Source organism: Streptomyces sp. NPDC047042 (assembly GCF_040644035.1).
Classification (GTDB): Bacteria; Actinomycetota; Actinomycetes; order Streptomycetales; family Streptomycetaceae; genus Streptomyces.
Window position 1 is genome coordinate 192,521 of sequence record NZ_JBEYVP010000013.1, and the last position, 12,815, is coordinate 205,335.

The 12,815-nt window shown below is 68.3% G+C and carries 8 protein-coding genes and 2 pseudogenes; 5 read left to right on the forward strand and 5 right to left on the reverse strand.

What is annotated here, in order from left to right:
• Positions 1 to 20: 20 nt before the first annotated feature.
• The gene (locus ABZ855_RS17495; RefSeq protein WP_360807624.1) at positions 21 to 1,076 is read right to left on the reverse strand and encodes a TIR domain-containing protein; all 1,056 of its coding nucleotides are present in this window, start codon (positions 1,074 to 1,076) and stop codon (positions 21 to 23) included.
• Positions 1,077 to 1,512: 436 nt separating this feature from the next.
• Between ABZ855_RS17495 and ABZ855_RS17500 the strand changes: the two are divergent.
• A pseudogene (locus ABZ855_RS17500) lies at positions 1,513 to 1,667 on the forward strand (integrase core domain-containing protein); the annotation flags it as partial.
• A 78-nt stretch (positions 1,668 to 1,745) separates the two neighbouring features.
• On the opposite strand, the pseudogene ABZ855_RS17505 reads toward ABZ855_RS17500, so the two are convergent.
• Positions 1,746 to 2,351: pseudogene (locus ABZ855_RS17505) on the reverse strand (DUF6042 family protein); the annotation flags it as partial.
• Between the two features lie 615 nt (positions 2,352 to 2,966).
• Here ABZ855_RS17505 and ABZ855_RS17510 point away from each other — a divergent pair.
• Complete coding sequence (locus tag ABZ855_RS17510) at positions 2,967 to 3,218, forward strand: DUF6415 family natural product biosynthesis protein (protein WP_360807688.1); 252 nt, start codon at positions 2,967 to 2,969, stop codon at positions 3,216 to 3,218.
• Here the strand turns inward: ABZ855_RS17510 and ABZ855_RS17515 are convergent.
• Together ABZ855_RS17515 and ABZ855_RS17520 are read right to left on the reverse strand one after the other, a co-directional pair.
• The gene (locus ABZ855_RS17515; protein ID WP_360807626.1) at positions 3,212 to 4,336 is read right to left on the reverse strand and encodes a hypothetical protein; all 1,125 of its coding nucleotides are present in this window, start codon (positions 4,334 to 4,336) and stop codon (positions 3,212 to 3,214) included. The genes ABZ855_RS17510 and ABZ855_RS17515 overlap by 7 nt on opposite strands.
• A gap of 154 nt (positions 4,337 to 4,490) precedes the next feature.
• Positions 4,491 to 6,641 carry an autotransporter gene (locus ABZ855_RS17520; protein ID WP_360807690.1) on the reverse strand — a complete coding sequence of 717 codons (2,151 nt, stop codon included), beginning with the start codon at positions 6,639 to 6,641 and terminating at the stop codon, positions 4,491 to 4,493.
• A gap of 242 nt (positions 6,642 to 6,883) precedes the next feature.
• Here ABZ855_RS17520 and ABZ855_RS17525 point away from each other — a divergent pair, with 242 nt between their 5' ends.
• Positions 6,884 to 8,068, forward strand: a complete 1,185-nt coding sequence (locus tag ABZ855_RS17525) for a glycoside hydrolase family 43 protein (protein ID WP_360807628.1) — start codon at positions 6,884 to 6,886, stop codon at positions 8,066 to 8,068.
• On the forward strand, positions 8,065 to 9,477 hold the full coding sequence (locus tag ABZ855_RS17530) for an RICIN domain-containing protein (RefSeq protein ID WP_360807630.1): 1,413 nt from the start codon (positions 8,065 to 8,067) through the stop codon (positions 9,475 to 9,477). The genes ABZ855_RS17525 and ABZ855_RS17530 overlap by 4 nt, the downstream gene beginning before the upstream one ends.
• Positions 9,478 to 9,608: 131 nt before the next feature.
• On the opposite strand, the gene ABZ855_RS17535 is transcribed toward ABZ855_RS17530, so the two are convergent.
• Positions 9,609 to 11,297, reverse strand: coding sequence for a rhamnogalacturonan lyase B N-terminal domain-containing protein (locus tag ABZ855_RS17535; protein WP_360807632.1), 1,689 nt, complete (start codon positions 11,295 to 11,297; stop codon positions 9,609 to 9,611).
• A gap of 280 nt (positions 11,298 to 11,577) precedes the next feature.
• Here ABZ855_RS17535 and ABZ855_RS17540 point away from each other — a divergent pair, with 280 nt between their 5' ends.
• On the forward strand, positions 11,578 to 12,636 hold the full coding sequence (locus ABZ855_RS17540) for a rhamnogalacturonan acetylesterase (protein WP_360807634.1): 1,059 nt from the start codon (positions 11,578 to 11,580) through the stop codon (positions 12,634 to 12,636).
• Positions 12,637 to 12,815: the final 179 nt, after the last annotated feature.

The window sequence follows — 12,815 nt, forward strand, 5'->3', positions numbered from 1 at the left end:
CGTTTCAAAGCGAACATCTTTCACCCATTCCATGGTCTCGACTCGCCCCACACCTTCTGGAAATGTCGAGAATAGCGGACGAACATGCCATTGAAGCCGGCACTTTCTAGTTCGAATGTGGGCGTGTTGTCGCCTGATATGTACCGGACATATGGCGTGATGAGAATGCGGTCATCGCCGCGGACGATGCTGACGGTCGGCGGCCCGCCATACACATGCACTTTCATCCGCCCGTCGCATGTCTCGGCCATAACGCGGAACCGGGCAAGTGCTGCCCGGATCCTTGGCGCGATGGTTCCGGACGGGTTGCCCTCCTCTCTGTCCACACTGACCGTTCCGCTGTGCTCGGGGTCCAACAGGAGCACACGGATGTCGCAGCCTCTGCGCGCCGCGCTCGCCAGGAGCTCTGGCACCTCGTCGTCATCGGCGTACCCGTGTTCGGCCATTCCGTAGAGCCACACATGTTGGCTGGCACCTTGCAGTACCTCGTTCCAGGTGTGTCGCGGCACGGCGCCTCGAATCGGGTAGGCCTTGATCAGGTCAGGAAGCCCTGGAGCCCGCACGGGGGACACTTTTGCCGCTTTCAGAGCTTCCAAGATCTGGTCTGCGGCAGGCCGAACCGCATTGGCCAGCTGGCCCAAGTACGTGACAGCGTCCGGCGACGGCGCGGCGCCGTGACACCGTGGATCCTGGTAGTGCACCCAGGTGACGCCCAGGAGATCGCTGGGCAGCGCCAGGTTCGTGGCGCAGTGGCCGCACAGCAGGCCGAACGTACGCTCCCGACCGAGCGCGCCGATGAACAGGCCCAGCTCGAAGACAACATTGTCCCGGGGCGTCCAGGAAGTGGTTCCGTCCCGAGTGCGCAGGTCGTCGGCGGTCAGAACCAGGACAGCGCCGTCGATCTCCGACTGCGCGATCTCATCCAAGCGCTCGATCACCGTCGTAGAAGCGGCGAAAGCACGGTCGAACCAGGCAGTTGGAGCAGCAGTGGTGGACAACGCCTCGCGCAGGGCGTGAGCAATATCCTTGGCTTCCCCCGATGACCCAATGAAGATCCGCGGCCTGAACGTCACCACTGCCAGCGCCCCCGCCCGTTGTCCTGCACACCTTCAGCTTTTCTGAGATTCTCGCACTCGAGAACCCGGTTCATGCCGTGAGGGCAAAAACGGAGAGCCCGCCGCCGAGGTGATCGCCTCGCTGCTGACCGGCTGCATGAGCACGACTGCCCTCTGTGTCTCACCGAGGTACTGCAGAGGATCGCGCACGGCGACCAAGGCACGGTGCGGCGGGCAAGGAGTCCCTCGCGCTGGCGGGCACGGCTGACGGCCGTCCGGGTGCTGCGGCCGTTGACGCAGCGGGCGCCCCATCGTGTCGGGGATCTCTCCAGGGACCCCGAACCCAGCCGCACGAGGCCGCTCGCGCGCGGGCCGCCCGTCTCCAGCTCTGTGCGGCGGATAAACGAGCAGGGGCCTCGAAGCATGCAGGTCAGCAGGGGTCCGGTGGAGCATGAGCGCGGTCGGGTCCAGCGCGGACAACGCACTCGCCGAGTCCTTCAACGCGACCTTCAAAGGCGAGACCCTGCAGGGCGAAAGAGTTGGCCAGACGCGCGCGAGGCCCGACTCGACGCCTTTCGATGGCTCCACAGCAACACCCGACGCCGACACTCGGCGGCTACGGCCGGTCCAGTCAGCTGGGCAAGGTGACCGAGAGTTTTCCGTCTCGGTCATGCCGTGAATGCCGATCCGTGCCTGGTCGAACCGGTCCCAGTCGCACCGGATGCGGAAGACCCTGTGCGACGGGAGGCCGTCAAGATCGAAGCTGGTGGCGAAGTCGCCCGCCTCGGTCAGGAGACGGACGGCCTCGCGTGCGTCGTGGGGGTCGCCCTTGATGAGTCGAGCGAGCCGGTCCAGGCTGGTCACCACTTCCTCGTGGCGTTTCCCATCAGGTTCGAAGAGTTCGATGATGCGGTAGGAGTCGCCCTCGTATGCCCTGTCGATCCGAAGCTGCCTCTGGATGGCGGCCTCTTTCTCATCCAGGGGGAACACATCTGCGGGCGCAGGCGCGGGGACCTTGGGGTAAAAGCGCGGCACGCCGGTTTCGTCGGGCACCTCGTAGATGGCGCCTGCGGCCAGGAGAAGGTCCAGGACATCGGTGTGGGTGCGCAGGGGCGGCCGCCTGTAGGCAGCTGCATAGTGCTCAGCGTCGTCAACGTGCGTTGCCTGCTGGGCACGTTCCTCATCGTCGAGGTCTTCAGTGTCCTCCCAACAGGAGGCATCCAAGTCGCCTTCCGGGTTGTCAGCCTTGCGCAGCCCGCGCTTCAGGTCCTCCGCGGTGGCCCCGCGCTCTGCGATCCCCCCGGGCGCACGCGGCGCGCTTCGACGGTCGCGGTTCGGGCCGGCTGGTTTCCCAGTTTCCTACCGCTTCCCGGGGGGCGCGCCTACTGCCGTGGCGATCTGCGCCTGGCTCAGGCCGGCGGGCTCACGCAGCCGCTTGCGCTCTGGAGGGACCGGCAGATCGTCCTGCGGGCGGCTTTTCCACGAGGAGGGCCGGATCCGCCTGGCCACCGCCCTCGACTATCTGACCTGGGGCCGTCACATCTCCGCCTCGGAGACAGCGGCATGGTGAGGACGACTTCGTAAATCGGCGCTCGCTCGTGCCCGTGACCGCAAGGAACGGCGACGTTGTCAGGCTCGGGCACGTGAACCGGCCCGCTGGCTGGCTCGGCGGCCGCGAGGGCGGCTTCGGCTCCGCTGCGGCGCTGAACGCGTGCCCGCTCGATCGGGGGCAGTTGGCCGTCCTAGACCTCCTCCGGCCGGGAAGGCGTGTCCGCTGAGCTCACACATCGCGCGGACCTGTCGGTTGGCTGCTTCCGCGATGCCCGGGTCCACCCACCGCGCGGACATGATGAACAGGTGCGCTGCGAGCTTGTGAACGGGGTGCGTCATTGACCTTGACTTTGTATCTAAATCTTCGGGCGGGTCAGTCAAGATCGGCAGCGTTGCAGAGCAACGCTCTGGCAACAGGCCGGCTATCAAGCTCATGACCGGCCAGGAGTGAGCCGCGAACGGCGACACACCTACGCAAGGAAGCTGCGCATCGACCCCGGCCTCGGCCTGAGTTCACGCCTCGCCTACGCACGCCGCATGTCGCGCTCCCTGAACGCCCTTTGCGACCACTACGAGAAGCTGTGTGGGCCCCGCCCGGAGACAGGTCAATGAGCGTCGTCCGCCGGGCCCACGGCCCAGACATGGAGGGCATTGTCGGCCGCGGACTGTGTGTACCAGGTGCCGTCGCCGAGGGCCGTCGGGAGGCCGGACACCGGATGGGGATAGACCAGCTCATCGGCGATCCGCAGGGGAGCGGCGGTGTCGACGAGCCAGTGGCGCCCCGCGCCGAATTCCTCGTCGCTCTCGACCGTCCCGACGACGGCGTTGGCCCCGTCGATGAAACCGCCCTCGTAGTCGAAGAAGGCCTCGGCCTCGTCGTCATCGTCGTCCTCGGGTTCCGAGGGTTCCGAATCGGGATGCCGGGGAACCTCGTCGGTGTGCAGCTCGGCTTCCACGGAGCCGTCGTCGACGCGCTGGACGGCCAGGGCATCCTGGTCGTGGGTCACGGTGAGCAGCCGGTCGCCGGACGGGCTCACCGACATCAGGGCCCGGTCCTCGTCGCCGAAGCGATCGACCAGGAGGTCGGCTCCGTCCCAGCGGCCCCACCTGAGGGGGGAACCGTCCTGGCCCTCGCCGATACTCAGGCCCATCTGGCCTGGGTCGGGTGACGCGACGTGAACCGATCCCGCAGCCGCAGTGCCCGTCTCGGCCCGTGCGAGTACCGACCCGTCCGCGGCGTCGATCACCAGCCATTCCTCGGCCGTCTCACTGCTGTCGGGGCCACACGTGTGCGCCCAGACGAGCTTCCCGTCCGCGGAGAAGGCGGCCGAGCCGCTGCCCGCGTACCGGTGATCCCGGTCCTCCGCGTACTCCTCGAACGCCGAGTGTCCCGCGCAGCCCGCCCAGCACCGGTGCCTCAACTCCCAGCGCACGCTCCCCGACCGGTCCACGGCTCGCAGCGCGTGCGCCCCGGTGAACACAGCCAGGTCTCCGGCCGGGGACACCGTGCCCTGGCCGAACCGGCGCGGCCAGGGTGCCGGAAAGGAGACCTCCGGACCCGTGGCCCAGGTCGTGGCCCGTGCCTCGATCTCCTGGACGATCAGCTCCGTGTCGGTCCGCTGTACCAGCAGCCGTGCGGTGGCCGAATAGGCCAGGTACGGGGCATCACCGGCTCCGGAGAAGGAACGCGGCGCGGTGAGGGTGGCCACGAGGTGAGCGGACCGAGGCACGGGGTCGGGTCTCCTTGAAGGACGAGTGCAGTTGGTCGGCACCCTACGGCGGGTCGGGGACGGTACCTCGATTCGAGCCGGTACTGACCGTTCGTACGGGGGCGGCGACCGCCCTGCTCAATCTGGCCGTGCCCCCAGCTGCCCTGTACCCGAATCACCCTTGAGCCGCGTGCCGCCCACCCCGCCGCCGGCCGTTCCCGTGTCCCCGTACTCTCCGGGTGGCCGGGATCAGCAGGCCCGCCAGCAGGCCCACCGCCATCGCGTACGGCCACCACCCGAGCCCCGAACTGGCCGTCGCCGGGGCCGAGTCGGTGCTTGCCTCGGCCGCCGTGCCCACAGTCGAGCCCGTCCCCGAAGCCGACCCCGAGCGCACTCCCGAACCCGCGGTCTGCGCCGCGCCGCTCTTCGTGACCGCCTTCAACACCACGTCGTTGCCGTCGCCGCCCCGGTAGCTGATCCGGTACGTCGTGTCGGCGAGCTTCAACGCGGCGCCCTCCTTCAGCCCGCTGAACGTGCCGGTGGTCCTCCCGCGTCCGGTGTTGTCGACCACCGTGATCGTGCGGGCCGGGTGAGAGGCCGTACCCGCCGACGAGAGGTCCACCGCCCCCGCAAGGCGCACCGCCCCGCCGACCTTCAACGGACCTCCCCGCAGGACGAGTTCGCCCTTGGGGCCCTGTGAATAGGCTCCCGTCACCGTCAGCCCGCTCGCCATCACCCCGTCGTTCGTCACCGAGCCCGTCACCCTTCCCGAACCGGTGAGAGAGGTTCCCAGGCGCAGCCCCGCCGGGCCCGTGTCCAGCCGTGCGCTCGCCGTGGTCAGCCGAATGACCTTGCTGCGTGCGAGAGTTGCTCCGCCTCGGAGGGCCAGCGTGCCCTTCGTGACCGTCGTGGTCCCGCCGTACGTCACTCCACTGCCCGTCAGTGTCGTCGTCGCCGCGCCGGACTGGGTGAACGACCCGCTGCCGCTGATCCTCGACAGCGTCAGCGGCCTGCTGGTGTTCCGTACCACCAACGAGCCGTTGTTCACGACCTTGTAGAGCGAACCCTTGGTGTACAGACCGCCGTCGCCGCCGCTTTTGCCGCTGCCGAGGCGCAGTACCGCGCCCTTCTCGATCGTCGTCGACCCGTCGTAGTACTGGACGGCGGCGAACGTGACGTCGTTGCCGCGTGTCCCCTTGATGACGATGTCCCCGGCGCCGGGCGCGGACAGGGTGTCGTGGAACCGGCCGCCGCCTATGGGGGCGCCCAGCGTCACCGGGCCGTCGTAGTCGAACGTGAGCAGTGAACGGGACCTGGCGGCAAGGAGGTTGATGTACACCGTCTCGGCCGTGCCCGGCATGAAGATCTTGTTGGTGGTGCCGTCGCCCCACTGGACGTTCGCGCCCTTGATGTTGGTGCCGCGCTTGTTGACGTTCTTGCGGGCCGGCGTCCAGTTGAGGGCGGGGTCGGAGAGGGACGGGTTGGTGTCGCCGCCCTGGTTCGACCAGCTGTACTGGCCCGTCAGGACCACCTTCGAGCCCGGGCGGGACTGGATGTTGATGTCGCTGCCGTACTCGCGCTGGTAGAAGTCCATGCCCATGGTGACCGTCTGGCCGAGCGGGGTGTCGACCGTCCAGGTGCCCTGGTTGAGGACTTTGCGCACCCGGGGGAGTGAGGTCGCGTACTCCGGGCGTCCCGCGTTGACCTGGGTGCCGTTGTCGATCACCCCGGAGAAGGCGTGGATGCCCGAGAGGTCCCAGGTGCCCCAGAGGAAACGGGGTTGGGTCACCAGTCCGGCGCCGCTGATGGTGCCCAGGTTGTACGCGCTCGTCAGAGACAGGCGCAGGGTGCCGTCGACGCGGATGTTGTCCTGGTTCAGGCGGAACGCCGGGGTGTTGTACGGGAAGTGGCCGATCAGTCCCGTCGTGCCGCCGTTGCCGTACTGGAGGGTGGCACCGCGTTCCACGGTCACCGCCGGTGGGTCGGGGTTCGTGACCGTGACGTACGGGTGGTTGCCGCCGGGGATGCGTACCTTCTGGCCCTGCCGTGACCTGGGCAGCGTGAAGTCGCTGTCCCTCGTCAGGATCAGGGTGCCCGTGCCGCGCACGGTGAGGGTGCCCTCGCCTCGGAAGACGCCGTTGTAGGTGGTCGTACCGGCGGGCACCCGTACCACCGTGTCGCCGGTGAGGGTGACGTCCCGGCCTGCGAGGACGTCGGCGGTGGCGTCCCGGAGGCCGGCCGCCGACGCGGGCGGGGCGCCGAGCAACAGGGCTGCCGTCGCGAGGGCCGCCGCGGCCGTCACGGTCCGATGGGTGGGGCTGGTGATGGAAGGGGGGTTGCTGTGCACGTAACGGGAGACGGAACGGACCTCCGGGCAATAACAGAAAGTTGCTCAGCGGTTTTGGTCCCCTCCGACCCGTTGACCTCGCCGTAACACACGCTTACCTTTTCGGCGTTCGGAATGACTGATCTTGTTCGTAATTACGAACGTTTCTCGTGTCAACCCCCACATACGCACATACACACACACGCCAACATCTCGTGCCCCACCCCCGAGAGGCAGTCCGCATGAGCCGCGCCGATGACCTGTCCAAAGGCCCCGAAGGCCCCGAAGACCCCACTCTCTCCGCCCGGAGAACGCTGCTGAAGGGTGCCCTGGCCGCAGGCGCCCTGGTGACCGTTCCCGGCGTTGCGCACGCCGCCACCGCTCCCACCGCCACCGCTCCCACCGCTCCCGCCCCCGCCGCCCCGGCGGGCGCCCCCTGCGCCGCCGACCGGTTCGTCAACCCCCTCGTGCGCAACCGCGCCGACCCGCACATCCACCGCCACACCGACGGCCGTTACTACTTCACGGCCACCGCCCCCGAGTACGACCGCATCATCCTGCGCCGCTCCCGCACCATCCGGGGCATCGCGACCGCCGACGAGTCCGTCATCTGGCGCAAGCACGAGACCGGGCCCATGGGCGCGCACATCTGGGCGCCGGAGATCCATCACATCGACGGCAAGTGGTACGTCTACTTCGCGTCCGCGCCCGCCGAGGCGATCTGGGACATCCGGATCTGGGTGCTGGAGAACTCCAACCGCGATCCGTTCAAGGGGACTTGGGTCGAGCGCGGGCAGCTGAAGACCGCCTGGGAGACCTTCTCCCTCGACGCCACCACGTTCACCCACCGCGGTTCCCGCTACCTCGCCTGGGCGCAGCACGAGCCCGGGATGGACAACAACACCGCCGTCTGGCTGTCGAAGATGGCCGACCCGCTGACTCTGACCGGTCCTCAGATACGGCTGACCACGCCCGAGTTCGACTGGGAGCGCATCGGTTTCCGGGTCAACGAGGGCCCGTCGTTCATCAAGCGCAACGGCCGGATCTTCATGTCGTACTCGGCGAGCGCCACCGACTTCAACTACTGCATGGGTCTGCTGACCATCGACGCCCGTGCCGACCTCATGGACCCGGCCAACTGGACGAAGTCCCCGACCCCCGTGTTCACCAGCAACGACACGACCAAGCAGTACGGCCCCGGCCACAACTGCTTCACCGTCGCCGAGGACGGCCGTACCGACGTCCTCGTCTATCACGCACGGCAGTACAGGGAGATCGTCGGCGACCCGCTGAACGATCCCAACCGGCACACCCGGGTGCAGAAGCTCGGCTGGAACGCGGACGGCACCCCGGACTTCGGGGTCCCCGTCGCCGACAGCCGGCAGACAGGCACGCAGGTCGGCTCACCCATGGAGAGTGGCTCATGAGACGTGTGTACGCGGTTCTCCTCGCCGTTTGTCTGGCGCTGGCCGGCGCCCTCGCGACCGCCGGGCCCGCCCAGGCGGCGGCCGTCACCATCACCAACGGCACCCAGTTCACCGCCACCAACGGCGACCCCGTGCACGCGCACGGCGGCGGGGTCATCAAGGTCGGCTCCTACTACTACTGGTTCGGCGAGAACCGCAACGCCGACAACACCTTCCGGTACGTGGACGCCTACCGTTCCACCGACCTGAAGAACTGGGAGTTCCGCAACCATGTCCTGACGCAGTCCAGTTCCTCCGAGCTCGCCACGGCCAACATCGAGCGGCCGAAGGTCATGTACAACGCGGCCACCGGCAAGTTCGTGATGTGGATGCACAAGGAGAACGGCGTCGACTACAGCGAGGCCCGCGCGGCCGTCGCCGTCTCCGACACCGTCGACGGCAACTACACCTGGCAGGGCAGCTTCCGCCCGCTGGGCGTTCACATGTCCCGTGACATCACGGTGTTCGTCGACACCGACGGCACCGGCTACATGATCTCGGCGGCCCGTGAGAACTACGACCTCCAGATCTACCGGCTCACCGCCGACTACACCGGCATCGCCGCGCTGGTCGCCGACCCCTGGCACAACGGCCACCGTGAGGCGCCGGCCCTGTTCAAGCGGGGCAGCGTCTACTTCATGGTGACTTCGGCCGCCACCGGCTGGAGCCCCAACCAGCAGCAGTACGCCACCGCGTCCAGCGTCACCGGCCCGTGGACCGCGATGACCAACGTCGGCGACTCCACGACGTTCGGCTCGCAGGCCGCGTACGTCCTTCCCGTGCAGGGGAGTTCGGGCACCTCGTACCTCTACATGGGTGACCGCTGGGGCAACTCCTTCGGCGGTACGGTCAACGACTCCCGTTATGTGTGGCTGCCGTTGAGCTTCCCGTCGTCCACCACGATGTCGATGTCCTGGTCCCCCGAGGTCACCATCGACACCGCCACCGGGACGGTCACCGGCAACAGCGCCACGTACAACACGCTGATCGCCCGGCATTCCTCCAAGTGTGCCGATGTCACCAGCCAGTCGCTGTGGGCGGGCGCCCAGATCAAGCAGTACACCTGCAACGGCGGCAACAACCAGAAGTACTGGTTCAAGTCCGTCGCGGGCGGCTACTACCAACTGGTGACCCGGGGGAGCTCGTTGTGCGTCCAGGAGAACGCCGGCACCGTCACGCAGGAGAACTGCGGTTCGTCGGCCACCAACCAGCAGTGGTCGCTCACCACCAGCGGTTCCTACGTCAACCTCGTCTCCCGCGCGAGCGGCAAGTGCCTCGACGTGAACGGCGCGTCCACCGCCGACTCGGCCGCCGTCATCACGTACACCTGCAACAGCGGAACCAACCAGCAGTGGACGCGCGGGACATGACGGTCCCTCAGTAACGGGTAGCGGGATCCGGTGAGGTCGCGGGCGCGACCGCGCCCCGTTAGGGGCGCGGGGAACTGCGCGACAAGCCCCCACCGGGCCCGCGGTGAACGAACCGCCTATCCAGCGGAGCGCTAGCTCAACAGGTCGAGCGCGTCGATCGCCGTGCCCGCACTGAGATAGGAGGTCGTCCCCGAACCGCTCACCACGTTGATCTTCAGCACGTTGTACTGACTGGTGTCCGTGAGCCACGCGCTCGCGGGGACGTTGTACGTGAACGTGTTGTTGTTCCCCCGGTAGGACCCGTTGGTCAGGGACCGGGTGTTCGGCTGGGTGGGCGGGGAGGGGATGGCCGAGGTCCAGTTGTCGTTGACGACGACCTGCGGGCGGCCGTTGGCGTAGGCCGTCGTCACGCCGATGCGCAGAGTGTGCGCGGCGGCGGCCTGGGCCGCGGTCAGCTTGAAGTAGACCAGCAGACCGCTGTTGACGTCCTTCCAGAGGTAGCAGGGGAAGCCCGAGGTCTCGCTGCCGCTGCCGATCACCACGTTGCCGGTCCAGGCGGCGGCCCGGACGTCGGACGGATGCGCGTACGTCATCAGGTCGGCGTTCTTGAAGCCGCTCGGGGTGCCGTTCCAGTCGTTGATCCGCCAGATCGCGCTCGCGTTGCTCGGGTCGTTCGAGGACGGGATCGCGATCGAGTTGAGGGTCGTCGTGCCACCGGCCGACACCGACACGGAGGTGGTGTACACGGCGAGCTCGCCCTTGAACACCGTGAGCGTGTACGACCCCGGCAGGACACCCCCGATGGAGAAGAAGCCGTCGGAGGACCGGGCCGAACCCCAGTACTGCGCCGCCGAGTTGGCGAGCCCGACCGTGTACGGGTACGCCGTGTTGCGCCCGGTGATCCCGACGCCCGCGACCTTGCCCCGGCCGCCGGCGGCGACGTACCCGGAGATGCCGAGGGAGTCCGCCCAGGGTGTCGTGAGCGTCCCCGGGAACAGCGACGAGGAAGGTGCGCCGCCGTCCGTGAAGGCGATGACGTACGGGCCCTGGAGGCCGAAGCGCTGGTCCTCGGTCTGGTTCTGGCCGTAGTACAGGATCTCGTACAGGCCGCCGCCGTCCGCGCTCTGGTGGCGCAGGAGGGAGCGGTAGAAGGGGCCGCCGGAGGCCTTCTCGTGGTTGCTGCGCACCACGTACAGGCCGACGCTGCCGGTCTTCCAGCCGATGTAGTCGTAGTCGATGACCCGCAGCTTCGAGTAGTGCTTCGAGCGGGTCTGGCCGTCCGACTTCGCGAAGACGTCCGAGGCCTCGATCGTGCTGTTCGTGTACGTGTACGAGTCGGGCTCGTCGTTGAGGAACAGGCCCGCCTTGACGCGCAGGATGAACCGGGTCGCCGAGACCGACGTGTCGGCCTTGTTGGTCCACAGGTAGACGTTGTTCTCGCCGCTGCGGGCCGCGTAGTAGTGCTTCAGCGTGCCGTACGTGACGCTGACCAGGATCGTCGAACCGGACTGCTGGATCGTCACCGTGGAGGAGCCGAGGCCGGACTCGATGTGCGAGTTCATGCCGCCGTAGCCCTGGTACTCCGTGCCCCGGTAGACCAGCGAGGACAGGTCGCCGTTGGACTTGCGGACCTTGAAGACGAGGTTGGCGCCGGTGTCGATGACGTAGTTCGTGCCGTCGTCGGTGTAGCCGAAGGTCGCCGCCTGAGCGGTGCCCGGGAACGCGAGTCCGGCGGCGGTCGCCGTGGCGCCGAGGACGAGCGCACGACGGCCGAGGTGGATTCCGGAGCTGCCGGATTGCCTGTCGTTGGCTGCGGACATGGGGGTGCCTCCTTCGGAGGTGGGGGTGTGGGGGTGGGGTGGAAGTGGGGGACGCACGGGTTGCGGGTGCCGCGGTGCCGCAGTGCCGGCGGTGTCACTGCCTTGCGGCGTGCGGTGTTGGGAAGAGTGACAGTTGAATCGATTTTGCGAAAGGGCTTTCGTTGTAAGGAAGTTGGCAGTTGTGTGAAATCGTGCAGGACTCTAGAAAGCGCTTGCCAGACCATGTACCGTCCACCCGCTGGGCCTTGTCGAGCGTCGGAGGACTGTTGTGGGAACCGCGATGAGACGTTTCAACCGAGCTGTGCTGGCGGCCGTGACCCTGAGCACCGTCACCACCCTGGCCGCCGTGCCCGCCGCCGCTCACACGCGGCCCTCGCACGGACCGCGGGCCCTGGGCATCGAGAACTGCACCGCCACCGCCTGCCACTTCGACGTGGCGCCGGGCACGTACGACGTACGGGTCCTGCTGGGCGGCGACGCCGCCGCCAGTACCGCGGTCACCGGCGAGACCCGGCGGGCGCTCACCCCGGAGACCGGCACGGCCGCCGGCGAGCGCGTGGCCCGCAGCTTCACCGTCGACGTCCGTACGCCCGAGGGCGAACCGACCGGCCCCGAGGGCACCCCTGGCCTCGACCTGGTGCTCGGCGGGTCGGCGCCGGCCCTGGCGGACATCCGGGTCACGCCCGCCGCCCGGCACACCCGGCAGATCTTCCTCGTCGGCGACTCGACCGTCTGCGACCAGCCCGCCGACCCCTACACCGGCTGGGGCCAGGAGCTGCCGCAGTACCTGCGCAAGGGACTGTCCGTCGCCAACTACGCGGATTCCGGGGAGAGTACGGTCACCTACCTCGCCAACCCCGCGCTCTTCGCGACCGTCCAGCCGCTGATCCGGCCCGGCGACCTGGTCCTCGTCCAGCTCGCGCACAACGACAAGCAGACCGACGAACCGACGTACCGCGCGAACCTGGAGACGCTTGTCGCGGGTATTCGCGAGCGAGGAGGGAAACCGGTACTGGTGACCCCGATCGTGCGCCGCTGGTTCAACTCCGACGGCACCCTGAACAACGGCACCGCCCTGCTGGTCAACGGCCTCGGCGTCGACCACCCGGCGGTGATCCGCGCGGTCGCGGCGGAGCGCGGCGTACCGCTGATCGACCTGACGGCGAAGACGAAGACGCTGGTGGAGTCCCTCGGCGTGGAGGGTTCCAAGGCGCTGTACCTCTACAACGAGAAGCGCGACAACACGCACACGTCGGTCCGAGGGGCGACCGCGTACGCCGAGTTGGTGCGCGACGAGCTGGTGGCGCAGCGGCTGGTTCCCCGGGGCGCGGTGAGGTGACGCTCGGCGGGGTACGCGGTTCTTCGCCCGCCGAGGGCCGCTCTCCCGGATGGCGGGCGCTGGTCGCGCCCACGCCGGGGAGTCGCACCGCGACACAGACCCGCGTCCCGTAGGGGCGCGCATGAGCCCCTGGGGCGCCCCGACCGGAACCGGGGCGTCCCAGGGTCGACGGCTTCCCG

Excerpts from the sequence above, each read along its gene's own strand:
- ABZ855_RS17525 (WP_360807628.1), top strand. The coding sequence starts at position 6,884 with ATGAGCCGCGCCGATGACCTGTCCAAAGGCCCCGAAGGCCCCGAAGAC.
- ABZ855_RS17530 (WP_360807630.1), top strand. The coding sequence starts at position 8,065 with ATGAGACGTGTGTACGCGGTTCTCCTCGCCGTTTGTCTGGCGCTGGCC.
- ABZ855_RS17535 (WP_360807632.1), bottom strand. The coding sequence starts at position 11,297 with ATGTCCGCAGCCAACGACAGGCAATCCGGCAGCTCCGGAATCCACCTC.
- ABZ855_RS17540 (WP_360807634.1), top strand. The coding sequence starts at position 11,578 with ATGAGACGTTTCAACCGAGCTGTGCTGGCGGCCGTGACCCTGAGCACC.